The organism is Janthinobacterium rivuli, assembly GCF_009208735.1.
GTDB lineage: Bacteria > Pseudomonadota > Gammaproteobacteria > Burkholderiales > Burkholderiaceae_D > Janthinobacterium.
Map to the genome: position 1 here is coordinate 30,218 of NZ_WFLJ01000028.1, position 22,333 is coordinate 52,550.

27 protein-coding genes are annotated in these 22,333 nt (G+C 64.9%); 15 read left to right on the forward strand and 12 right to left on the reverse strand.

What is annotated here, in order from left to right; genetic code table 11:
• Positions 1 to 65: 65 nt before the first annotated feature.
• From GCN78_RS27430 to GCN78_RS27455, 6 genes are all read left to right on the forward strand, one after another.
• Positions 66 to 896, forward strand: coding sequence for a transporter substrate-binding domain-containing protein (locus tag GCN78_RS27430; protein ID WP_152254515.1), 831 nt, complete (start codon positions 66 to 68; stop codon positions 894 to 896).
• Positions 897 to 916: 20 nt separating this feature from the next.
• On the forward strand, positions 917 to 1,594 hold the full coding sequence (locus GCN78_RS27435; RefSeq protein ID WP_152254516.1) for an amino acid ABC transporter permease: 678 nt from the start codon (positions 917 to 919) through the stop codon (positions 1,592 to 1,594).
• Positions 1,594 to 2,286, forward strand: a complete 693-nt coding sequence (locus GCN78_RS27440) for an amino acid ABC transporter permease (RefSeq protein WP_152254517.1) — start codon at positions 1,594 to 1,596, stop codon at positions 2,284 to 2,286. Before GCN78_RS27435 ends, GCN78_RS27440 begins: the two co-directional genes overlap by 1 nt.
• Complete coding sequence (locus tag GCN78_RS27445; protein WP_152254518.1) at positions 2,283 to 3,026, forward strand: amino acid ABC transporter ATP-binding protein; 744 nt, start codon at positions 2,283 to 2,285, stop codon at positions 3,024 to 3,026. The genes GCN78_RS27440 and GCN78_RS27445 overlap by 4 nt, the downstream gene beginning before the upstream one ends.
• 114 nt (positions 3,027 to 3,140) lie before the next feature.
• A complete protein-coding gene (locus GCN78_RS27450) occupies positions 3,141 to 3,707 on the forward strand; it encodes a glycine zipper domain-containing protein (RefSeq protein ID WP_152254519.1) in 567 nt (188 codons plus the stop codon).
• Between the two features lie 196 nt (positions 3,708 to 3,903).
• A complete protein-coding gene (locus GCN78_RS27455) occupies positions 3,904 to 4,263 on the forward strand; it encodes a hypothetical protein (protein ID WP_152254520.1) in 360 nt (119 codons plus the stop codon).
• 21 nt (positions 4,264 to 4,284) lie between these two features.
• On the opposite strand, the gene GCN78_RS27460 is transcribed toward GCN78_RS27455, so the two are convergent.
• Positions 4,285 to 5,151 (reverse strand): universal stress protein, encoded by an 867-nt coding sequence (locus tag GCN78_RS27460; protein ID WP_152254521.1) that lies wholly within the window; start codon positions 5,149 to 5,151, stop codon positions 4,285 to 4,287.
• Positions 5,152 to 5,238: 87 nt separating this feature from the next.
• On the reverse strand, positions 5,239 to 5,559 hold the full coding sequence (locus tag GCN78_RS27465; protein WP_152254522.1) for a hypothetical protein: 321 nt from the start codon (positions 5,557 to 5,559) through the stop codon (positions 5,239 to 5,241).
• Between the two features lie 221 nt (positions 5,560 to 5,780).
• Between GCN78_RS27465 and phbB the strand changes: the two genes are divergently transcribed.
• Positions 5,781 to 6,527, forward strand: a complete 747-nt coding sequence (phbB, locus tag GCN78_RS27470; RefSeq protein WP_152254523.1) for an acetoacetyl-CoA reductase — start codon at positions 5,781 to 5,783, stop codon at positions 6,525 to 6,527.
• A gap of 154 nt (positions 6,528 to 6,681) precedes the next feature.
• Here the strand turns inward: phbB and GCN78_RS27475 are convergent, their stop codons facing one another.
• From GCN78_RS27475 to GCN78_RS27500, 6 genes are all read right to left on the reverse strand, one after another.
• Complete coding sequence (locus GCN78_RS27475) at positions 6,682 to 7,062, reverse strand: TraR/DksA family transcriptional regulator (RefSeq protein ID WP_226939852.1); 381 nt, start codon at positions 7,060 to 7,062, stop codon at positions 6,682 to 6,684.
• Between the two features lie 109 nt (positions 7,063 to 7,171).
• A complete protein-coding gene (locus tag GCN78_RS27480; RefSeq protein WP_152254525.1) occupies positions 7,172 to 7,588 on the reverse strand; it encodes a VOC family protein in 417 nt (138 codons plus the stop codon).
• Positions 7,589 to 7,671: 83 nt separating this feature from the next.
• Positions 7,672 to 8,133, reverse strand: coding sequence for a hypothetical protein (locus tag GCN78_RS27485; protein ID WP_152254526.1), 462 nt, complete (start codon positions 8,131 to 8,133; stop codon positions 7,672 to 7,674).
• Positions 8,118 to 8,819 (reverse strand): hypothetical protein, encoded by a 702-nt coding sequence (locus GCN78_RS27490; RefSeq protein WP_152254527.1) that lies wholly within the window; start codon positions 8,817 to 8,819, stop codon positions 8,118 to 8,120. Before GCN78_RS27490 ends, GCN78_RS27485 begins: the two co-directional genes overlap by 16 nt.
• An 88-nt stretch (positions 8,820 to 8,907) precedes the next feature.
• A complete protein-coding gene (gene otnI, locus GCN78_RS27495; RefSeq protein ID WP_152254528.1) occupies positions 8,908 to 9,717 on the reverse strand; it encodes a 2-oxo-tetronate isomerase in 810 nt (269 codons plus the stop codon).
• A 131-nt stretch (positions 9,718 to 9,848) separates the two neighbouring features.
• Positions 9,849 to 11,219 carry a DEAD/DEAH box helicase gene (locus GCN78_RS27500; RefSeq protein ID WP_152254529.1) on the reverse strand — a complete coding sequence of 457 codons (1,371 nt, stop codon included), beginning with the start codon at positions 11,217 to 11,219 and terminating at the stop codon, positions 9,849 to 9,851.
• 269 nt (positions 11,220 to 11,488) lie between these two features.
• Here GCN78_RS27500 and GCN78_RS27505 point away from each other — a divergent pair, with 269 nt between their 5' ends.
• From GCN78_RS27505 to GCN78_RS27515, 3 genes are all read left to right on the forward strand, one after another.
• A complete protein-coding gene (locus tag GCN78_RS27505; protein WP_152254530.1) occupies positions 11,489 to 11,866 on the forward strand; it encodes a BlaI/MecI/CopY family transcriptional regulator in 378 nt (125 codons plus the stop codon).
• 3 nt (positions 11,867 to 11,869) lie between these two features.
• Positions 11,870 to 13,303, forward strand: a complete 1,434-nt coding sequence (locus tag GCN78_RS27510; RefSeq protein WP_152254531.1) for a M23/M56 family metallopeptidase — start codon at positions 11,870 to 11,872, stop codon at positions 13,301 to 13,303.
• A 73-nt stretch (positions 13,304 to 13,376) separates the two neighbouring features.
• Positions 13,377 to 15,512: a TonB-dependent receptor plug domain-containing protein gene (locus GCN78_RS27515; RefSeq protein ID WP_193316890.1), complete on the forward strand. Its 2,136-nt coding sequence runs from the start codon at positions 13,377 to 13,379 to the stop codon at positions 15,510 to 15,512.
• 4 nt (positions 15,513 to 15,516) lie between these two features.
• Here the strand turns inward: GCN78_RS27515 and GCN78_RS27520 are convergent, their stop codons facing one another.
• Positions 15,517 to 15,771, reverse strand: a complete 255-nt coding sequence (locus GCN78_RS27520; protein WP_152254533.1) for a hypothetical protein — start codon at positions 15,769 to 15,771, stop codon at positions 15,517 to 15,519.
• Positions 15,772 to 15,989: 218 nt separating this feature from the next.
• Here GCN78_RS27520 and GCN78_RS27525 point away from each other — a divergent pair, with 218 nt between their 5' ends.
• Positions 15,990 to 16,643, forward strand: coding sequence for a hydrolase (locus GCN78_RS27525; protein ID WP_152254534.1), 654 nt, complete (start codon positions 15,990 to 15,992; stop codon positions 16,641 to 16,643).
• A gap of 136 nt (positions 16,644 to 16,779) precedes the next feature.
• Here the strand turns inward: GCN78_RS27525 and GCN78_RS27530 are convergent, their stop codons facing one another.
• From GCN78_RS27530 to GCN78_RS27540, 3 genes are read right to left on the reverse strand one after another with little or no spacing between them, the layout of a single operon-like run.
• Positions 16,780 to 18,120, reverse strand: coding sequence for a vWA domain-containing protein (locus GCN78_RS27530; RefSeq protein WP_152254535.1), 1,341 nt, complete (start codon positions 18,118 to 18,120; stop codon positions 16,780 to 16,782).
• On the reverse strand, positions 18,120 to 18,731 hold the full coding sequence (locus GCN78_RS27535; RefSeq protein ID WP_152254536.1) for a TadE/TadG family type IV pilus assembly protein: 612 nt from the start codon (positions 18,729 to 18,731) through the stop codon (positions 18,120 to 18,122). The genes GCN78_RS27530 and GCN78_RS27535 overlap by 1 nt, the downstream gene beginning before the upstream one ends.
• Positions 18,731 to 19,219 carry a TadE family protein gene (locus GCN78_RS27540; RefSeq protein WP_152254537.1) on the reverse strand — a complete coding sequence of 163 codons (489 nt, stop codon included), beginning with the start codon at positions 19,217 to 19,219 and terminating at the stop codon, positions 18,731 to 18,733. The genes GCN78_RS27535 and GCN78_RS27540 overlap by 1 nt, the downstream gene beginning before the upstream one ends.
• A 560-nt stretch (positions 19,220 to 19,779) precedes the next feature.
• Between GCN78_RS27540 and GCN78_RS27545 the strand changes: the two genes are divergently transcribed.
• The 4 genes from GCN78_RS27545 to cpaB all read left to right on the forward strand — a co-directional run.
• Positions 19,780 to 20,469: a LuxR C-terminal-related transcriptional regulator gene (locus GCN78_RS27545; protein WP_226939853.1), complete on the forward strand. Its 690-nt coding sequence runs from the start codon at positions 19,780 to 19,782 to the stop codon at positions 20,467 to 20,469.
• Positions 20,470 to 20,673: 204 nt separating this feature from the next.
• Positions 20,674 to 20,847 carry a Flp family type IVb pilin gene (locus GCN78_RS27550; RefSeq protein WP_070304077.1) on the forward strand — a complete coding sequence of 58 codons (174 nt, stop codon included), beginning with the start codon at positions 20,674 to 20,676 and terminating at the stop codon, positions 20,845 to 20,847.
• A gap of 115 nt (positions 20,848 to 20,962) precedes the next feature.
• On the forward strand, positions 20,963 to 21,523 hold the full coding sequence (locus GCN78_RS27555) for an A24 family peptidase (protein ID WP_152254538.1): 561 nt from the start codon (positions 20,963 to 20,965) through the stop codon (positions 21,521 to 21,523).
• A gap of 42 nt (positions 21,524 to 21,565) precedes the next feature.
• Positions 21,566 to 22,333, forward strand: a 768-nt coding sequence (gene cpaB / locus GCN78_RS27560) for a Flp pilus assembly protein CpaB (RefSeq protein ID WP_152254539.1), incomplete at its 3' end; no start/stop codon positions are given.

Sequence of the window (22,333 nt, forward strand, 5' to 3'; positions counted from 1 at the left end):
TTCCTTTTTGGAAATAAGAGCGCTGCGGTCTAATGGCGGAATTCGTTATCCACCAGAGGAATTCCATGCAGACCCGTCTTCATTTCGCCGCGCTTCTTTTCACCTCCATCGCCTTCACGCAGGTGGCGCAAGCGGACCAGCTGGCCGCCATCAAGGCGAAGGGCGAGCTGGTCTGCGGCACCCTGGGCACGGACGAACCAAACAGTTTCATCGACGCCAAGTCGCGCCAGCTGGTCGGCTATGAAGTGGACCTGTGTCGCGCCATCGCCCAAGGCCTGGGCGTCAAGCCGGTGATCAAGCAGCTGGCCGTGGCCGCCCGCATCCCCGAATTGCAGCAGGGCCGCATCGACATCCTGACGGCGTCCCTGACGCACAACAAGGAACGCGAAGCGCTGGTCGATTTTTCCCTCTCCACGTTTTACACGGGCCAGCGCGTGCTGGTCAAAAAAAGCAGCAATATCACGACGGTCGCTGGCCTGGCCGGCAAGAAAGTGCTGACCGTCAAGGGCGGCACGCAGGAACCGAATATCCGCAAGGCCGTGCCCGGCGTGGATGTGGTGACGTTCGAGACGGCGGGGCAGGCCTATCTCGGCTTGCAGCAAGGCAAGGGCGTCGGCTATGTCGACGATGAAGTCTCGCTGCTCAACAACTACGCCAAGCTGGGCGCCGCGCAAAAGGATTATCTTGTGCTGCCGCAGAACATCAGCAAGGAAGTGTTTGCCTTCGGCATCCGCAAGGGCGAGACGGGCGTGAAAACGGCCGTCGACCAGGTGCTGCGCGCACTGGAAAAATCGGGCGAGGCGGAAAAGCTGTTCTTCAAATGGTATGGCCCGACGAGCAATGTGAAATTCCAGAAACGCACATTTAAAATTGAATCGGACAAGATCGACGCCTGAACCTTGCCTGACTCTTCCGCATGTTTGATCTGAACTTTTTGCTGGCCGGCGACTACCGCGACTGGTTGTTGTCCGGTTTGCTGCTGTCCTTGCGCCTGATGGGCATCACCTTGCTCCTGTCCCTGCCGCTGGCGTGCGGCGTGGCCATGCTGCGCCTGGCGCCATCGCGCCTGCTCAACGGCCTGGGCGCCGCGTATGTCGAGCTGATCCGCAACGTGCCCTTGCTGGCCCACTTCCTGTTCTGGTATTTCGGCGCGCCCGAACTGCTGCCCGAGGCGTGGAAGGAGCGCTTGTATGCCGGCAATATCGAAGCCGTCAGCGCCGTCACGGCCCTGACTGTCTACACGGCCGCCTACATGGCGGAAGACATCCGCAGCGGCATCCGCGCCATTCCTGCCCAGCAATTCGAGGCGGGCCGGGCGTTGGGCTTGAGTTTTCTCGCCACCATGCGTCTGTGCATCGTGCCGCAGGCGCTGCGGCTGGCCGCGCCGCCGCTGCTGTCGCAAACCCTGAACCTGTGGCAAAACACCAGCATCGCCACCGTCATCGGCGTGGCCGAGCTGATGTACCAGACGCAGCGCGTGGAAGCGGCCTCGTTCCGCAGCGTGGAGGCCTTCGTCTTTGCCAGCGTGGCGTACCTGGCCGTCTCCCTGCTGATCGCGGGCCTGGCTGCCTTGCTGCAAAGGAAGGTGTTCTGATGCTGGAACTGATCCACGATTACTGGCTGTATTTTCTTGTGGGACGCTATCCCGAGGGGCCGCTGGGCGGGCTGGCGCTGACGGTGCTGCTGGCCAGCCTGGCGCTGGTGCTCAGCCTGCCCGTTGGCTTGCTGCTGGGGCTGGCGCGCCTGAGTCCCTGGCGCCTGCTGCGCTGGCCCGTCGCCGCGCTGATCCACGTGGTGCGGGGGATTCCCTTGTTGCTGGTGATCTTCTGGGCGTATTTCTTCCTGCCCAGCATCACGGGCCATGAAAGCGGGCAATTCGGCACCATGCTGGCCGCCCTCGTCATCTTCGACGGCATTTATCTGGCGGAAATCGTGCGTGCCGGCGTGCAAGCCGTGCCCAAGGAACAGGTGGAAGCTGCCCGTTCGCTGGGCTTGAACTATCTGGACAGCATGCGCCAGGTCGTGCTGCCGCAGGCGCTGCGCCACATGCTGCCGTCCCTGGTCAACCAGTTCGTCTCGACCATCAAGGAAACCTCGCTTGGCACCATCATCGGCCTGGCCGAAGTGTCGTTCATCGCTACGCAAGTCAATGGCCTGGTGCTGACGAAACCCGTGCAAGTGTATTTCCTGCTGGGCATGACGTATTTTGTTTTATGTTTCAGCCTGTCGCGCGCCGCCTTCTGGCTCGAGCGGCGTCAGGCGCGACTCTTGAAAGCGGCGGCATGATCACCTTTGACAACGTCAACAAATACTATGGCGACTATCACGCCTTGAGCGGCATCAACGAACACGTCGCCAAGGGCGAGGTGCTGGTCGTATGCGGGCCGTCCGGTTCTGGCAAGTCGACCCTGATCCGCACCATCAACCGCCTGGAGCCGATCGCGTCGGGCCGCATCACAGTGGCGGGCCAGGACATCCACGCGCCGGGGCTGGACGTGAATGCCTTCCGCTCGCACATCGGTTTTGTATTCCAGCAATTCAACCTGTTTCCCCATTTATCGGTGCTGGACAATTGCGCGCTGGCGCCGCAGCGCTTGCGCGGCCTGAGCCGCAAGGACGCGCAGGAGCGGGCGCTGGCCCTGCTCGAACGCGTGGGGCTGGCGCACAAGGCGCGCGCCATGCCGGCGGCCCTGTCCGGCGGCCAGCAGCAGCGCATGGCCATCGCCCGCGCGCTGGCCATGCAGCCGCCGCTGATGCTGTTCGACGAGCCCACCAGCGCGCTGGACCCGGAAATGGTGGGCGAGGTGCTGCAAGTGATGCGCGACCTGGCGCAGGGCGGCATGACGATGGTGTGCGTGACGCACGAGATGGGCTTTGCGCGCGAAGTGGCGGATCGCGTCTGGTTCATGGACCACGGGCAAGTGCTGGAACGGGCCGCGCCCGAGGATTTCTTTGCGCGGCCGCAAACTGCGCGCGCACAACAGTTCCTGTCGGATATCCGCAGCCCGTTCAGCACGAGCGCATGAATGAGCGCATGATTGAGTTGCTGTGTGCGCAAGCGAACGGTCTGTTGGCGCTGTCCGGCGCACGCTATCGAGGCGGCGCATGGTGCGCCAGCAGCCGACGAGGAGGGCCGTATCATGTCACGCATCATCGCAGGTCATTTTCAGTTGCAGGAGCAGATAGACGCCGCGCGCGCCGCCCTGAATCAGGCGGGCTTTCCCGATAGCCGCATCAGCGCCTTCTTTGTCAACCAGCCGGGCCAGCACGACTTGCACGCGCTGGGCGGCGACCGCGACATCTCGCCGGGGGCGAAGGAAACGCCGGAAGGCGTGGTGGAAGGCGTGGCCGTCGGGGCCGCCATTGGTGCGGGCATCGGCGCGGCCACCACGCTGGCGACGGGGCCGCTGGGTCCGGTGGTGGGCGCGCTGGTGGGCGCCCACGTGGGTTCTCTCTACAGTTTCAACAAGATGAAGGATGCGGGCGAAGCGGAGAAGCATGGCGAAAACAACGGCGAAAACCGCCGCCAGCCACGCCATCCGGGCATGCTGATCGCCGTCGCGCTAGGCGGCCTCGACGAGCGCGAACGGGCGCTCGAAGCGCTGCACCGGCTGGGCGCCGAACATATCGAGGAGGCGGAAGGCACGATCGCCAATGGCGATTGGCATGATTTTGACCCGCTCAGCATTCCCGTGCTGGTGGCGTGAACCGGCGCCTCTGTGGCGCAAGATGCATAAATTCCGCGCTGCATGAAATTTAGGTATGATCCTTGTTAGTATTGCTAATGATTGGTAAACAATGCCGACAGGGATAGTTTCCGCGCGCCCGAAGTGACACTGGACCAAGGTGACTGCCTGTAGTACTTGCCTCGCATGCTAACGAGTATGGATAGGAGGGCGCGTCATGACACAGGCATGGTTCATTCTGACACGGGCCGATGGGCGCGACATCTGCGCGCCCTCGCCGGCACAGCTGGCCGATGCCCTGGCCGAGGTCTACCGTGTTGGCGCCGTCGCGCCGGACGGCAGCCCGGCCGCCGTCGTGTTGCGTTTCGGCTACGACGACGGCTTGATGTATCAGGTCGAAGTCGCTAGCGGAGGCGAAGTCACTTTCGAGGAATGGTCGGACCGCGATTGCGAAATCGCCCTGGCTCCCCCGCGCCATATGTCGGCCGTGCCGCAGGACACCGCGCAGCAGCTGTGGCAGTGGCTGGCGCAACGCCAGGTGGCGAAGATCCGCAGCCAGCCCTGGCAGGGCGGCTAGCCCCGCCGTCTTTCCAAAGGTCTAGTGCGCCATCAGCACGGGGATCGTCATGCTTTGCAAGATCGTGCGCGTGACGCCGCCGAGGATGGTTTCACGCAGGCGCGAATGGCCATATGCCCCCATCACCAGCAAGTCGGCCGACAGGTCGGCCGCCTGCGACAGCAGCGCTTCGCCGATGTCGCCGCGCCGCACGCCCCCGCCATCGAGCAAATGCAGCCGCGCTTCCACGCCGTGGCGCGCCAGGTAGTGCGTCAGCTCGGCACCCGGCTGTTCGCCGTGCTCGGCGGCATGCACCTGGGCATCGAAAATGGCCACGTGGACTTGTCCGGCACGCTGCAGCAGGGGCAGGGCGGCGCTCACGGCGCGGCTCGCTTCCTTGCTGGCGTTCCAGGAAATGAGCACATTGCGCGCGGCCGCCGGCGGCGCCAGCAGGGGCAGCGGCGGCGCATACGGCACGATCAGCACGGGGCGCCCCGAATGCAGCAGCACGTACGCGGGAAAGTCGCGCATCACGGATGGCGATTTATCCTTGGCGTTGTATTGGCTGATGACGACCAGGTCCGCATAGCGGGCCAGCAGGCTGATGCCGCCCGCCGCCTCGTCGTCGAGCACGCGCTGTTCGAACGAGGCGACGCCGGCCGCGCGCACCTGTTGCTCGAAACCGTCGAGGGAGCGCGTCGCCCGTTCGCGCAGGAAGTTCAGATGCAAGCTCAGGTTCGGGTCCGCATCGAGGTCGGGCTGGTTCTGGTACAGCAGGCGCGACACGCCCGTCAGGGCCACGCCCGTCAGGTGGCCGCCGCAAGCCTGGGCGACGCTGGCCGCCGCTTCGATGCGGGCGGCGCGCCCGGCGCTGTCGTCGATGTGGAGCAATACGGTCTTGTACGTCATGGCCTGGCCTCTCGCTGTGGAGTAAGCCCCATTCTGGCACAGTCACGGGCAACGGCCGCGCACGCGAGCGGCCGTTGCCCCTGCCCGTCAGCTCATGGCAATGATGATGATGTCGGCGTCGCAGTTGCGGTAGTGAATCACGATGACGATGATGCGCCGCAATTGCGCCGCCTTTTGCGCCACGTCCGGCATGCTGCGGCTGGCCCGGTTCTTCATCGTCACCTGCACTTGCGAGGCATCGCTGACGGGGATGCCCATGGCTTTCAAGGCCGCCTTCGGATTGGCCATCAGGGCCAGCGCATGCTGTGGATCGAGCTCCGCCTGATGCACCGATTCCACGTCGCTCATGCCGGGATTGATGTCGTTGAACAAATCCCTCAATGCTTCTGTGTCGTCCTGGATTTCCATCGCGTTCTCCGTGTGAGTCTGACCGTCAAGCAAAGTCGGCACGACTTGCCTGTCGAGGTGCCATCACCTCCTCGGTGAGTATAATTTTGATAATTTTCCTTGCATGGATGCTGCGCAGATGTATGCAGACTCAGCCTTTGATCTGGCGCAAGGCCTGTTTCAAAAGTGCCACCTACACTTGATCCCACGCAGAACAACCATAACAAGCGGGAGAGACAGCAATGAAAGAACAAAAGGTAGCGCTGGTCACGGGTGGCATGGGCGGCCTGGGCACGGCCTTGTGCCGCAGGCTGCATGCGGCGGGCTTTGCCGTCGTGGCGGCGCATACGCCGGGCAATGCACGGGTGGCTGGCTGGCTCGACGAACAGCAATCGCAGCAGTACTATTTTCATCCGCTGGCGCTCGATGTGACCGACTTCGCCGCCTGCAGCGAAGCCGTGGCAAGCGTGCTGGCGCGGTTCGGCCGCATCGACGTGCTGGTCAACAACGCCGGCATCACGCGCGACCAGAGCATGCGCAAGATGGAATTGCCGCACTGGTCAGAAGTCATGCGCACCAATCTCGACAGCCTGTTCAACATGAGCAAGCAGGTGCTCGAGCCGATGCTGGCTAAGCGCTGGGGCCGCATCATCAATATCTCGTCCGTCAATGGCCAGAAGGGTGCGTTTGGCCAATGCAATTACGCGGCCGCCAAGGCGGGCGTGCATGGCTTCAGCAAGGCGCTGGCGCTGGAAGTGGCGCGCCACGGCATTACCGTCAACACCGTCTCGCCCGGCTACCTGCGCACGCAGATGGTGACGGCCGTGCCGGCCGATATCCTGGAAACGAAGATCCTGCCGCAGATTCCCCTGGGCCGCCTGGGCGAGCCGGACGAGGTGGCGGCCCTGGTGGCTTACTTGGCGTCCGACGAGGCGGCGTTCGTCACGGGCGCGAATATCGCCATCAATGGCGGACAGCACATGAGTTAGCAAGCGTGGCGCTTGCAGTAGGGCAATGGCAGTAGAGGAGACCCGTCCACCCAGCCGTCACGCACGATGCTGGCGGGGGACGGCAGGCAGCATGGCAGTCACGCTGGGAAACAGGGGGCAGGGCAGCGATGCCTTGCCCTTTGTTGTTGCGCAGTCATGGTAGCCCGCGCCGGGCTTTTTCCAGCCGCGTCTGGCAATCGATGCACAGGCGCGCTTCGGGACGCGCGTTCAGGCGCGACAGGCCGATGGCTTCGCCACAGTTGTCGCACAGGCCGTAACTGCCATCGGCAAACTTGGCCAGCGCCTGCTTGATGATGGCCAGCTGCGCCACGTTGTGCTCGGCCGCTTCGCTGACGAGGGCGTTCAAGGTGCGCACGCTGGCATTGTCGGCCGGCGAGGCTTCGATTTCATTGAGCAAGGAGGCGCGCGCGTCCGCTTCGGCCGCTTCGTTCTCGATCTGTTCCAGCAGTGCCAGCTTGCGTTGCTCCAGCACGCCCTGCAGGCGCTGCAGCTGGTCTTGCGGCAATCCATTCATGGCCATCACCCCTCGGGAATCTCTCCTATATGGTAGTCCAGGATGGGCGGTTCTGCTTGCGCTACTACCCGCGCCGCGTTTGACGCGGCGCAGGCTGGCAGCGGCCGTTCTATGCTGGCTCTTTCAGGCAGTTGACCATCCAGGCCACGCCGAACTGGTCTTTCAGCATGCCGAAGCGCTTGGCCCAGAACGTTTCCTCCAGCGGCATCTGGACCTTGCCGTCACGCGCCAGCGCCGCGAAGACCTGTTCCGCCTCCTCCGGCGTCTCGACGGTCAGGCAGATCGCGCTGCCGCTCATGCCCTTGGCGCCCTCGTCGCAGCCGCCGTCCGAGCCCATCAGCATGGTGGGCCCCAGCTGCACGGAGCCGTGCATGATCTTGTCATACCAGTCTTCCTTGACTTGCTCCTGGGCCGGCGAGCCCCGATACGGCATCAGGCACAGGTCCGTGCCATGCAGGTGCTGGCGGTAGTATTCCAGCGCCTGCGCGCAGTTTCCATCGAATTGCAAATACGGTTCGATACGCATATTGGCCTCCTCTGGTCATCGCCCCGCAGGCACGATTGCCAGGCGGGGACGTCCCAGTATAGGCGCTTGCCAGCCGATTTCAATCAGTCCGGCGCCATCTCTTGCAGCCGCTCACGCACCTTTCCCAGGGTGCCGAGGATGCGCTCGGGATTGCCGGCGAGGACGGCGCTGCCCAGGTGCAACAAGCTCGTCGCCAGGCTGATCCAGTGCCGCACGTCGTCGTTGCGGGCGATGCGCAGGCGCACCGTGTCGAGCAGTCCGCTGAGCTGGCGCTGCGCCGTGTCCAGGCCCGCCACCGTGTGCCCGGCGGCATCGGCATACAGCTGGTTGGCTTGCTGGCGCAAGGCCACTTCCAGCGCGAAGACGGCTTGCGCCTGGCTGTGGCTGATGCCATTTTCGCCCTGACTGGCGCGCTTGCGGATGGCGCGCATGACGGCGCCGTGCAGGGTGACGGCCGCCTGCGACAGGCTGTCTGCCAGTTGCTCGACGCGCATGGCGCTGCTGAGAGCAGCCTCGCGCCGTTCGCTGCTTACCGATCCGTCCATCTTGCCTCCGTGGTGGTGAGGGCGGCGGCGAGCCGGGCGTGTTCGCGCGCCAGTGCCGCCAGTTGCCGGCGCGTCAGCGTATGGCGCAGGCCAAACAGCCGGAATTCCTCGGTTTTGCTTTGCTGCATGTTTTTCGCCAGCACGGCCAGCAGGGCTTGCAGCGGCGCGTCGCCATCGTGCAGCACTTGCCCCAGGTGCGCCTGTTGGCTGGCCGCGCCGCCCAGGCGCGACAGTTGCTGCAGCAACAGCGTGTAGGCGCTCACATGGCGGTCGTCGATGCCGCTGCCGGGCCAGGCGCGGATGGCGGCGCCGGCGCCGGCCAGTTCCGGCTGCACCTCATACGCATCGGCATCGGCCAGACGGCCCAGCGCCTGCAGGTACAGGCGCACGGCCTGCGCCAGGCGCGCGACATCGGCCTGCGCGGCGCGGCGTTGCGCATCGAGCAGGCGTTCGCGCGCGTCTTCGGCGGGTGACAGGTAGGGGCGGGCGCGCTGGTAGGTGTCCACGTGGCGCTCCGACAACTCGCTGAAGGCGGTCACGGCACCGGTGCCGGCGGCCAGGGCGCGCACTTGCGCCAGCTCGGGGCGCGCGGTGGCGCAGCCGCACAGTACGATAGCCAGGCAGAGGTGCAGATGGCCAGGGAACAGCCGCAGGGCGCGGCGATGGCGGGCGGGCAGGGCGGACACGTCACCTCTCGACAGAAAATACTGTATGGAAAGGTATTGTCGTGCCGGTCCGCGCCGCCCGCCTTGTGCGGGCGCAAGCGCGCTGCGATCAGGCGCCCGGCGTGCCAGCGATGGCCGCCGTGCCTGTCAATTGCTCGCGCCAGCCCAGGCCCGCCACCGTGTCGCTGGCGGGACGGTATTCGCAGCCGACCCAGCCAGCGTAGCCGACCTGGTCGAGCAGCTTGAACACATGCCGGTAGTTGATCTCGCCCGTGCCCGGTTCGTGGCGGCCCGGCGTGTCGGCGATCTGGATGTGGCGGATCAGCGGCAGCAGGGCGCGGATGGTGTTGCTCAGCTCGCCCTCCATGCGTTGCATGTGATAAATGTCGTACTGCAGGAACACATTGCTGCGCTGGCAGTCGGCGATGATGTCGGCCGCCTGCTGGCTATGGTTGAGAAAGTAACCTGGCATGTCGTAGCGGTTGATCGGCTCGATCAGCACGTTGATGCCATGCGGACGGCAGGCGTCGGCCGCATATTGCAGGTTGCCGATCAGGCTTTGCCGCGCCCGTTCCAGGCTCATGCCGGGCGGCACGATGCCGGACATGCAGTGCAGCTGTTTCGCCCCGAGTGCCAGCGCGTAATTGAGCGCCAACTGCACGTTCGTGCGGAATTCGTCGCCACGGCGCGGATCGCAGGCGATGCCCCGCTCGCCGTGTTCCCAGTCGCCGGGCGGGAAGTTGAAGACGGCCAGCTGCAGATGGTGGCGCTCCAGCCGCATGGCGATCTGGCGCGCCTCGACGGCATAGGGGAAAAGAAATTCGACGGCATCGAAGCCCGCTTCCCTGGCGGCGGCAAAGCGGTCGAGGAAGGGCAGTTCGGTAAACATCATGCTGAGGTTGGCAGCGAAGTTCGGCATGGCAGTACGCAGGTGAGGATGATGGACACTATCCTAGCCCAAATCGGCAAATGGTGGCGTGCATGAAAAAACCGTTCCAGAAGCAAGTCCTGGAACGGTTTTTATTCCTGCGATACGCTTACCAGCGGGTATTAGCGGCCGCGGCCGCCGGAGCGATGCGACGCCGCCGAACGCGGCGCATTGCCGCTGCGGTTGCCGCCGCCACCGCCGCCGGCCGGGCCGGCGCTGCGTGGCTTGGCGCCGCTGCCGCCGGTTTTCACGCGCACCACGGCGCCGGCTGGCGCGCGGCTGTTGTTGCGGTGGCCGCCGGTGCCGCTGCGCAATTGCACAGGCTGGGCGCGGGCGTTCAGGTCCGGCTCGAAGCCCGGAATCACTTCACGCGGCAGGGTTTGCTTGATCAGCTTTTCGATGTCTTTCAACATTTCGTGCTCATCCACGCAGACCAGCGACACGGCTTCGCCCTTGGCGCCGGCGCGGCCCGTGCGGCCGATACGGTGCACATAGTCTTCCGGAATGTTCGGCAAGTCGTAGTTGACGACGTGCGGCAACTGGTCGATATCGATGCCGCGCGCGGCGATGTCGGTGGCGACCAGCACTTGCAGGGTGCCATCCTTGAACTCGGACAGCGCGCGCGTGCGCGCCGACTGGCTCTTGTTGCCGTGGATGGCCAGGGCGCCGATGCCGTCCGCGCCCAGCTGCTCGACCAGTTTATTGGCGCCATGCTTGGTGCGCGTAAAGACCAGCACTTGCGTCCAGTTGTTCGACTTGATCAGGTAAGACAGCATCGGGTGCTTCTTGTCGCGGTCGACCGGATGGATCTTTTGCTTGATCACTTCCACGGTCGAATTGCGGCGCGCCACCTCGATCATGGCCGGTTTGTTCAGCAAGCCGTCGGCCAGGGCCTTGATCTCTTCCGAGAACGTGGCCGAGAACAGCAGGTTCTGGCGTTTCGGCGGCAGCACGGCCAGCACTTTCTTGATGTCGCGGATGAAACCCATGTCGAGCATGCGGTCGGCTTCGTCGAGGATCAGGATTTCCACTTTCGACAGGTCGACCGTGCCCTGACCCATGTGGTCCAGCAAGCGGCCCGGCGTGGCGACGAGGATGTCGACGCCATGCTTGAGCTGCTTGATTTGCGGGTTGATGCCGACGCCGCCGAAGATCACGGTCGAGTTCAATTTGGTGTACTTGCTGTAGGCGCGCACGCTTTCCTCGACCTGCGCGGCGAGTTCGCGCGTCGGTGCCAGGATCAGGGCGCGGATCGGGCGCGTCGAGGTGTTGCTGGTGATGGATGCGCCATTGGCGTCCGTCGACAGGCGGTGCAGCACGGGCAGGGTGAAGCCGGCCGTCTTGCCGGTACCGGTCTGTGCGCCGGCCAGCAAGTCGCCGCCAGCCAGCACGGCGGGAATCGCCTGCGACTGGATGGGGGTAGGCACGGTGTAGCCGTGTTCGGTAACGGCACGTACGATAGCGTCGGACAATCCGAGGGAGGAAAAGGACATGGTAACTTTATTGTGAGATCGGCCTGTCGCCATCGTGAGGCGCCAGTCGCAGGCAATCAGATTAGGGGTCGAAAGACAGCGGCAAGGGGACTGGTCATATGTGCCGCACACGCGAAGTATAACAGCCTGGCAAAAAAGCGTTCCAACTGTTTCAAGTTTGCAAGGCCAGGAGCGGGCAGGCTGGCCTTGCGACATGTGTCGCAAGTTTCGCTTGCGCGCATGTGACGCATGTCGCATAATTGGTTCATTCGTCACATGAGGGGATTTCCATGGCCACGCCATCCGTTACCGAATTATCATTATTGAAAGCCTTGTGGAAAGACCACCCGCTGTCCGCGCGCGAACTGCACGCCCGCGTCGAGGAAGAGCTGGGGTGGTCGTTTTCATCCACGCGCAAGACGCTCGAACGCATGCTGGACAAGGGCATGCTGCTGCAGCGCAGCGTGCATGGCGTGCTCGTGTATGAGGCGAACGTGGACAAGGTGGCGACCCTGGCCGCGTTTGCCCACGACTTTGGCCGGCGCGTGATGGAAATCGACAGTCCCTTGCCGGTCAGTATGTTTACAGGCAGCAAACTGGTGGACCAGCAGGAACTGGTGGCGCTGGAGCAGCTGCTGCAGGACTGGCCGCTCGAGGGAAAGGAATAAGCGATGCTGCTGTTTTCCCTCACGCTGTTGCAGGCCAGCGCCGCCTGTCTCGCGACCGGCCCGCTGCTGTGGGCAATGCTGAGCCTGGCGCAGCGGCGCTGGCCCGCGCTGGCGGCGCAGCGCAGCGTGTGGCTCGGCGCCCAGCTGGTGCTGGCCGCCGTGTTTGTGCTGCCGCTGCTGCCTAATACGCGGCAGCTGAGCGTGGTGCCCGAGGTGAGCGTGCCTGTTTCGCTGGCCAGCGCGGCGCCCGACGTGCCGCTGGCCACGGCTGTGCCGGCGGCCGGGCTGCCATCCGCCGCTTCATGGCTGGCCCTGGTGCCCTGCGCCTGGGGCCTGATCTATCTGCTGGGCGTCGCTTGCGCAGCCTGGCGCTGGCGGCGTGGCCACGCCATGTTGCGCGCCTTGATGCAACTGGCGCGGCGCCGGCGGCTGCATGGCCTGGAGGTGCTGGAAGTCGATGCGCCGATCTCGCCGATGCTGGTGGGCGTGTGGCGGCCGCGTTTGCTGTTGCCGGCGCACCTGGCGCAATTTACGCCGGAACAACGGCAGTTGGTGATCGCCCATGAGCTGACCCATGCACGCCGGCGCGACCCCTTGCTCCGGCTGCTGGCCACCATGCTGCAGGCGCTGCTGTGGTTCAATCCGGTCGCGCGCTGGCTGGCCGGCCAGCTGGCTTGGGCGCAAGAGCTCGGTTGTGACCGCCAGGTCCTGGCCGGCCGCGCGCCGCGCCAGCGCCAGCAATATGCGGCGGCCCTGGTCAGGCAGCTCGGGCTGCAGGCGCAGCCGCTGCCGGGACTGGCCTTTGGCGGCGGCAGCATGGCCGAGCGCCTGCTGCGCATGCGGGACGGGCAGGCTCGCCCGGCTCCCGCCTTGCGGGCGTTGATGGCGCTGTTGCTGTGCGCGATCGGCGCGGCCAGCCTGGCGCTGCAGCCGGCACTGGCGTGGGCCGTGGCAGCGACGCCAGCCAGCATGCTCACTGCGCCGGCGTCGGCGCCCGCGCCCGCGGTCTGGCGCAATCCACTGGACAGCATGCGCGTGACCGGCTTCTTTGGCGTGGTGCGCCAGATGACGCCACAAGGCCATAGCGGCATCGATCTGGGCGCCAGGCGCGGCACGCCCGTGCATGCGGCGGCCGACGGCATCGCCAGCGTCAGCGAAGATGCGCGCTTTGGCAAGGCCGTCCGCATCGACCACGGCGCCGGCATCGAGTCGCTGTATGCCCATCTCGATCGGGTCACGCTCACCACCGGCACGGCCGTCACGGCCGGGCAGGCCATCGGCACGGTGGGCGCCACAGGCCTGGCGACGGGGCCGCATTTGCATTTCCAGGTCACCCGGGACGGGCGCTTGCAGGATCCGCAACAGTGGCTGGCCGATCTCGATGCCAAGGCCACCGCGCGCGCCCTGCGCCTGCGCAAGGAGCAGTTCGGCCGCTAGTGTTATCAGGCCGCAGGTCGGGTGTGCGCGCGAGCGCACACCCGACACCACCATCGACCTTTCAGGATTCCCCATGCGATTGAGTATTTTATTGTGCAGCCTTGCGCTGCCGTTGACGGCGCACGTCCGTGCCGAGGACGTCCTGCCTTCCGTGACGGTCACCGCCAGCAAGGCGGACCAGCGCCGCGACGACACCGTGGCCGCCATCGTCGTCGGCCACGCGGAACTGACACGCCAGGGCGACCGCGTGCTGGCCGATGCCCTGAAGCGCCTGCCCGGCATTTCCATCGGCGCGCCAGCCGGCACGGGGCAGGGCGGGCAGCTCCAGCTGCGCGGGTTGGGCCAGGGTTACACCCTCGTCATGCTCGACGGCGTGCCCGTGTCGCCCGGTTTTTCGCTCGACTCGCTGGACCCGGAACTGGTCGAGCGCGTGGAAATCATGCGCGCCGCCACGGCGCAATTTTCCGCCCAGGCGATCGCCGGTTCCATCAACATCGTGCTGAAAAAATCGGGCAAGCGGCGCGAACGCACCTTCAAGCTGGGGGCGTCCGGCAGCCATGGCATGCCCGCCGGCAGCGCCACCGTGCAGTGGGCGGACCAGGACGGCCGCCTGTCCTACGCGCTGGCCGGCACGCTCGCTCACACGGGGCGTCGGGGCTTGTCCGATGAATGGAACCGCGCATACGATGCGGATGGCAAACCCACGGTGGTGCGCCATATGCCGCTGACGGAACGCGTGAAGAGCGATACGTTGGAGCTGGCGCCCCGCCTGCAATGGGCGCTGGCGGGCGAAGACAGCCTGGCCTGGCAAAGCCTGGTCACCTGGCGCCGCCTGGCCAGCCGCCGCCAGGTGGTGGAAACGTCTTACCTGGGCGGGCATACCGACTATCCGGACAATGACGCCGCCTTCAGTCAGGACAGCGGCAGCGTGCGCAGCGATCTGCACTGGCTGCGCAAGCTCGGACAGGGGGCCAGCCTCGATATGAAACTGGGCCTCGATGCCAATCACCGCGGCAGCGATTATCTGTTCCAGGGTGTCGGCGCCGCGCCCGGGCCGGCGAATGTGCGCCGGGTCGATGCAGGCGTGGACGATGTGGGCATGCAGGCCAGCGGCACCTATCGGCGGACGCTGGGCGAGGGGCATGCGCTGGCGGCGGGCTGGGATGCGGGCAACCGGCGGCGCACGGAGTTCCGACGCGAACGCCAGCTGTCGTCGGGCGGGCCACCCGTGCTGCCGGACGAAGACTATGCGGCCACGGTGCGGCGCCTGGCCCTGTTCGCGCAGGATGAATGGGAAGTCTCCGCGCGCTGGTCGCTGTATCTGGGGCTGCGCTGGGAAACCTGGCGCACGGCCAGCGCCACCGGTGGCGCCGGCCCCGTCGATGTGCGCGCGCAGGTATGGAGTCCCGTGCTGCAAAGCCTGTGGAAGCTGGCCGGCAAGGATCAGCTGCGCCTTGCCGTCACGCGTACTTACAAGGCGCCGCAGATTTTCCAGCTGATCCCGCGCCCCTACCTCAACGACAACGGCAATAGCCCCGTGAACCCCGACAACCAGGGCAACCCGGCGCTGCGTCCGGAACTGGCGTGGGGCCTGGACGCGGCCTACGAATACTATCCTGCGGAAGGCGCCATGCTGGGCGCCAGCGCCTCGCTGCGGCGCATCGGCGATGTGATGCTGGACCGGCTGTACCAGGACAAGGGGCGCTGGGTGGCCACGCCCGTCAATCAGGGCAGGGCGCAGGTGCGCGGCATCGAACTGGAGGCGAAGCTGCCGCTGTCGGCGCTGTGGGCGGGCGCCCCCGCGCTGGACCTGCGGGCGAACGTGGCGCGCAACTGGTCGACGGTGGACGCCGTCGCCGGTCCGGACAACCGCCTCGATGGCCAGTTGCCGTGGAGCGCCAACCTGGGCGCCGATTACCGGCTGGCCGGCAAGCCGTTGACCCTGGGCGGCAATCTGCATTACCAGGGCGGTGGACCGTCGCGCGAGTCAAACCAGCTGCTGGCCTGGCAGGGTGCCCGGCGCGAACTGGATCTGTACGCCTTGTGGAAATTCAGCGACCAGCTGCGCCTGCGCGTGTCGGGCGCCAATCTGCTGCGCCAGCTTGAGCGCACGCGCAGCCTGTATGCGGACGGCGGCAGCAGCCTGCTGCGCACGGTCGATGCGGGCAGCTACCGCATGCTGCGCATCATGCTCGAAGGTTCCCTGTAGGCTCTTAGTCGTCGATCTCCGCGACGGCGTAATCCACGCCCTGCGCATCGAGCCAGGCGCGCAGGACGGCCAGGCCGTGCCACGGGTCCGGGCGCAGGTGCTGGCAGACATACAGGCCGGCTTCCGTCAGCCTGGCTTCGGTATCGGGCCTGGCGCTGCCGGGCGGGCGCGGCGCCGGCGCCGCCAACTCTGGCAACTGCGCGAGGTGCTGGCGCTGTTCCGGCGTCAGGCTGGCCGTGATCCTGAATTCAAATCCCATGTTTTCTCCTTGATGTGTGGGTTGCTGTTGCGTTTATTTCGTATCATCGAAAAAATTGCATATAGCTTGGCATTCTTTCCGTTTTTGTTTTCAAAGTATCTCGTCCATACTGCATAGCACTGGCCCGGCACACACAGCGTGACGCAAGGGCAGGAGCAGAAACACCGTACAACGAGATTTCTTTTTCATATTCAATTATTTTCACTAAGGAAAACATCATGCCTATCGCCACCGCCCAAGCCGCCCAAAAACTGCTGACCCCGAACGATCATACCCTGATCATGATCGACCACCAGTCGCAGATGGCGTTCGCCACCCGCTCCATCGACCTGGCCTTGCTGCGCAACAATGCGGCCCTGGTGGCCAAGGCGGCGCGTGAATTCAAGGTGCCGACGATTTTGACAACAGTGGCGGCCAAGTCGTTCTCCGGCCCGATCTTTGACGAAATCCAGTCCGTCTTCCCCGAGCAGGCGCCGATCGACCGCACCAGCATGAACACCTGGGAAGATCCGCGCATCGCCGACAAGGTGAATGGCTACGGCAAGGGCAAGATCGTGCTGGCCGGCCTGTGGACGTCCGTCTGTATCGTGGGGCCAGCCCTGTCGGCGCTGGAACAGGGTTTTGAGGTCTACGTGATCGCCGACGCCAGCGGCGACGTCTCCGATGAAGCCCATGCGATGGCCATGCAGCGCATGATACAGGCGGGCGCGCAGCCGTTGACGTCAGTGCAATACTTGCTGGAACTGCAGCGCGACTGGGCCCGCGGCGAGACCTACAACGAGACGGTGGCGACGGCCGTGGCGCACGGCGGCGGCTATGGCCTGGGCTTGATCTACGCCAAATCCATGTTCAACGCCAGCGAAGGCCATTGATTGTTCACGGATACCGTCTCCGCCGCCTGCCGGCGGGGCCGGGTTTTTGCAAGTCGGCCGTGCCGATCAGCGATTTTTCCGGCTTCTGGGGTACCTTGGGTTGCAGCTGCTTCGCCTTCCAGGCGGCGCCCAGGTGCTACCTGGAAATGCGCAGGATGGCCGAGGCGAGCCGCGTGAAACATGGGCTCAGCTCGCTCTCGGTGGCCGCATAGCAGTACAGGCCCACGGGTTCGGCCGGCTTGCGGCAAGCCGCTTTCGCATCGGTGGTATTGGCCAGGCAGCGCAGCAAGTCTTCGCCCAGCTCGTTGTCCGGCCCTTCCCTGGTCTTCAGCGATGCGCCCATGCCCAGGGTAAAGACGAAAATGCCTTCCTGGCGCGCCTTGGCCGCCATCGCTTCGACCAGGTTGCGCGAGGCGCGGTGCACATTCGTCCATTGCGCCTGCGCCGAGGCGGTGGACGCGGTCACGACGCGGGGCGTATTGGTGACGATGGGAAACTCGCGCCGCGCCGCGTCATTATTCGCGTTATACCAGGCGGGAAGCGCGGTGATCTGACTGGCGGCGCAATCGCCGTATTGGAGCGAGTCGCTCACTTTCATCCTGTACAGGCCCGCCAATGCGGGGTTTTGCAGTTTCGGAAAGGTGGCGAGGCCGCCTGCTTCCTCGCATTTGTTGTCCTTGTTGGGAAAGTACGCGGAAAACGCCGCCGGCGAGCCATCGGAGAAAAACACGATGACGCGCAGGCTGGAGCGGTCGACCTGGGCGATGTCGTTCAGCTGTTTGCGTGCCTGGAACATGCCGGCGGAAGAGTTGGTGCCGCCGACAAAGGTGAATTGATCGATCTTTCCGCCTTTCATGGTCATGCCGCCGCGGTCGAAACCGCGCTCGACCTGCCTGATCGGCACGTCGATTTGCGCTTCCGAGGCGAAATGCAGCAAGCCGACCCGGTCGACCGTGGAGTTGAACTTGTTCAGGAAGGACTTGCCCGCCGCCCGCACGGCGTCCGCATTGTTTTCCAGCGAACGCGACGTGTCCATCACCAGCACCATGTCCAGGTCCTTGCGGATGGTTTGCGCGCTGGCCGCCACGTTCAGGGTCTTGAAGCCGAGTACGCCCATCAGCGAGACGGGCAGCGAGGCGCTGGCGGAAACGTCGATGGTGACGGTACCCCTGTCGAACGTGACGTCGACGGGATCGAGGGTCGGCGTCGACAGCAGGAAGTGGTCCGGATAATTGATGTCAAAAAAATCCCTTGCCGACCGGCGCGCACTGGCCCGCTGTGCCTCTTCCGAGCTGCCCGCGGTGACGCCGCGCGCGGCCGCCAGGCTGGCCGCGTCGACGGCCGCGTTGAGCTTGGCCTTGACGAAGTAGCCGAGGGCCGAATCGATGGCCAGGCCCACGGAGGCGATCAGGACGACGGCCGACAGCGCCACCATGACCAGTACTTGCCCGCCTTGCCGCTTGTGTGGAATGCGCATCAGAATACCGTCATCGAAGTGAGGTTGGGCGCCAGCACGGGCGTCGTGCTGTTGCCAAATTTCAAGGTGCCGAACAGCATGTCGAAATTGTAGAAAGTTTCCACGGCGTAAATCAGTTCGCCGTCGGCCAGCTGGTTCTGCATCAATGACACCGTGGGGGCGTATTCGTCCCTGGCGATGCCGCTGCACGTGCCATCGCTCCAGCTGCCGCATCGCCACACTTGGCTGGCGGGCAGGTAGCCGCTGGCCTGCGCGCCAGCCTCCCAGCGGTACTGTTCCAGCACGATATTGCGCAAGCCGCTCTTTGCCGTGTAGCCCATGATCTTGGTGATGTAGATCATGCCGCGTCCCTTCATGTCCAGCGGCGGGGTGGTGGCCGCCAGCGCATTCATGATGCCCTGGCTGGAGGCGCTCAGGTCGGACGTGGCGCGCGCGGACAGGTTGGCGCCTTCGCGGCTGATATTGAGCAGGATGGTCTTGGCCTGGATGGCGCGCGACAGGTCGGCCAGCATGAACAGCAGCAAGGCCAGCAAGGGCAGCACGATGGCAAATTCGACGGCGGCGATGCCGCGCGCGGCGCGGCGCGGAAAACGGGGGGCTGGCGCGCGCATCACAGGCCGCCAAAGCTTTCATTGCGCATGGTGGCGGCCACCACGAAATGCGCCTGGCCGTCGCGGAACAGGGCACGGATCAAAGGCGTGGCGAATGCCCAGCGGCAATCGACGGAAATGACGACGATATCGCCGGCCTGGCCGAACATGGCGGCGCCCACCGCATCGCTGCCGTTGACGGAGATCACGGGGCTGACCTTGTCATACATGCCCATGGAACTGTCGCGTATTTTTTGCATCACGGCCTGGTAGCGCTGCTGGTTGGCGCTGTCGGGGTCGAGGTCCTTGGCCCCCGTGACGGCATAGCGCGCGCCTTCGCGCACCGCGTGCTGCATGGTCATGTTGGCAAAATAGGCCATGCTCAATTCGATGACGCCGATTATCAGCATGAGAAAGACCGGTGTTATCAGGGCCAATTCAACCAGGGTGGCGCCGCCTTGTCCGCCAGGCTTGCGGAATATGCGGGAATCGGCCTGTTTTAAACGCATGGGAATAATCCGGTTAAGTTCCGCGAGGACGAATGTCGGGCGGCTGGCATTTCGCCATTTGACTGGCGATTATTCTATATCGATTTTCAAGGGTGTGTCCGCCATTTAAATTATTACAGGTCAAGATAATCGTAATTAACTGCGCTATTTCAAACGTGCATGCTCCGTCCCGACAGGGCCGGGAGTAATATGCGCGGATATGAAAACAGGCCTGGTGTCAGGATTGTCCTGCGTGCAGGCAAGGACTTGTTTTGCAAGGTGATGCAACAAAAATGCTGCAATGTAAGCAACAGCAGCGGTGGCAGCAGCGATGGCGCGCCCGTGGCGCTCCCGCCCTGGCCACGCTGCCCATCCATCGGCACCCACCCGGCATGCGGCGACCGCTGCCCTTGGGCACGCACCGCGTCGGCGGGTGCCGGCCCAAGGCCTCTTCCTTTGTGCCCCCATGACTTCTTTCCCCTGCGCGCGGCAGCAGAAGGCGCGCGCGGACGAGGCAGGCAAGCCGATTCGGATCAACAGCATTCCCCGATGGGAGTGGGCTACAAGTAGAGAGGTAAAGCATGTCAACAAACAATGTCATCCGCGTCATGCTGGTGTCGGACCACAAGACCTGGCTGTGGGGCCTGGAGCAGTTGCTCGCCGGCGCCCAGCCGGCGATGCAGGTGGTGGCCAGTTCCACCGAGATCGACAGCGCGCTGCTGCTGGCCCGGACCCTGTGTCCCGACGTCATCGTGCTCGACGCCGACCTTGGCTGCGGCGGCGCCTGCGCCATCGACTATCTGCCGCAGCTGCTCGGCAATGGCGTGTCGCGCGCATTGCTGTTTAGCGGCACGCAGGACCAGGCCGCATGCGGGCGCGCCGTGCGCAGCGGCGCGCGCGCGGTGCTGGGCAAGGAAACGTCCGTCAAGCAAATGGTCGACGCCATCGCCCGCCTGCATCGGGGCGAATTGTGCCTGGAACCGGCACTGCTCGACAGCATGCTGGGCGTGCTGAACAAGCCGGAGGCGGCGCCCGATCCGGAAGAGCAGCGGATCGCCAGGCTGACGCTGAAGGAGCGCAAGATCGTTGCCATGATGGTGGAAGGAAATGGCGCGCTGAACCGTGCGATAGCCCAGCGCGCTTTTATCTCGGAGCAAACCTTGCGTAATCATCTGACATCGATCTACAGCAAGCTCGATGTCACCAACCGCCTGGAATTATATGTGTACGCCACCCGCAACCGGCTGGCCGAGCCCGTCCACGCGGAATGACAGTACATATGTACTGATTATAGACAAAAAATTAAGATGGTTTGTACTGCGCATAAAATGACTTTTCTCTGATTCGATTTTATGTTTGTTTATATAAAATACACGCATCAGAAATTGGCAAATAAAAACAAGGATGATGTTTTTATTTTCAGACTGTATTTTCAGTTTTTATCATGTTTGAAACTTGACCTGAAAGGGAATAATATGAATTGCATTAAAAACTTTATCGCCGAAGAAGATGGCGTGACGGCCATCGAATATGCGCTGATCGCGGCGCTGGTGGCTGCGGCGCTGGTCACGGCCGTCGGCTATTTCACCACCGGCCTCGATGGCGCCTTCAAGGCGATCGGCACCAAGCTGACGGGCGCGGCGATCTAAGGCGCCCGCCCACCGCGCTGCACCCCGACAGGCCGCTGCCCATGCGCGGCGGCCTGCCGACTTCCCGCCCAACGATGCGCATGCCGTCATGCGCTCGGCTTGCATCAGGTACACGATGGACCCTCATTCTTTCTGGACGTTCAGCCCCGCCATGGTCTTGTGGGGGCTGCTTGCCGCGGCTGTCTGGCATGACGTGCGCCGCCGGCGCATTCCCAACCGGCTGGTGTTTTCCGGCGCCCTGCTTGGCGTGCTGCTCAACAGCCTGGCCTTGCCCGGGGCGACGCCGGCCGGGCCGTGGCTGGCGCTGGGCGGCCTGGCCGTCGGCCTGGGCTTGCTGCTGCCCATGTATGCGATGAAGGCACTGGGCGCGGGCGACGTCAAGCTGATGGCGATGGTGGGGGCGTTTCTTGGCCCGCGCCCCGTCGTGTTTGCCGTGCTGTGCAGCCTGCTCGCGGGCGGCGTGCTGGCGCTGGCCGTCGCCCTGTGCCGGGGCACGCTGCGCCAATCCATGGCCAATGCCCGCCAATTGCTGCTGCAAGGCTGGCTGCGCGCCGCGGCAGGCGAGGTGCCGCGTGTCGGCGCGCCTGCCGTACCGGGTGGCAACTTGCCATACGCGATCGCCATTGCCGCCGGCACCGCCATCTGGCTGGCCCTGGCAGCCGGCGGGTATGCATGATGTGCCCGTCCGGAAACCCAAGTTTTACCAAGAGGAAAAATCATGAGAAATAGCCGCGTTGCGATCGTGCTGCTGCTGGCGTTGCTGATGGCGGGCGGCGCCGTGCTGGCGGCCGCGCGCTGGATGGCTGGACAAGGCACGCCGGCCAGCCAGACGGTGATGGTCGCGCTGGTCAATATCGGCGTGGGCGCGAAGGTGACGCCGGCCATGCTGCGCGGCATGGACTGGCCGGCGGGCGCCATGCCGCCGGGCGCGTTTGGCGAGGCCGGCGCGCTGGACGGGCGCATCACGCGCACGGCCGTCAGCAGGGGCGAGCCTGTGCTGGAAAGCAAGCTCGCGCCGCCCGGCGCCACGGGCGGCCTGTCGGCCATCGTGGCTGCCGGCAAGCGCGCCATGACCGTGCGCGTCAATGACGTGGTGGGCGTGGCCGGCTTCGCCCTGCCGGGCAATTTCGTCGACATTCTCGTGCATACGCAGGATGACCGCGCCAGGCCTGCGGGCGGCGGGCCGCTGGCCATTTCCAAGATCGTGCTCGAACGCATCCTGGTGCTGGCCGTGGCGCAGGAATCCGGCCGCGACGACAACAAGCCCAAGGTGGTCAATGCCGTGACCCTGGAGCTGACGCCGGAGCAGGTGGAAAAGCTGGACCTGGCGCGCAGCGTGGGCAGTCTGTCGCTGGTGCTGCGCAACCAGGTCGATCCGGCGCCCGTCACCACGGGCGGCGCCACCAAGGAGTCGTTGCTGGAACTGAAGGCGCCGGCGGCCGCGCCGGTGCGCGCGGCGCGGCGCCAGGCGGCCCCGGCACGCGCT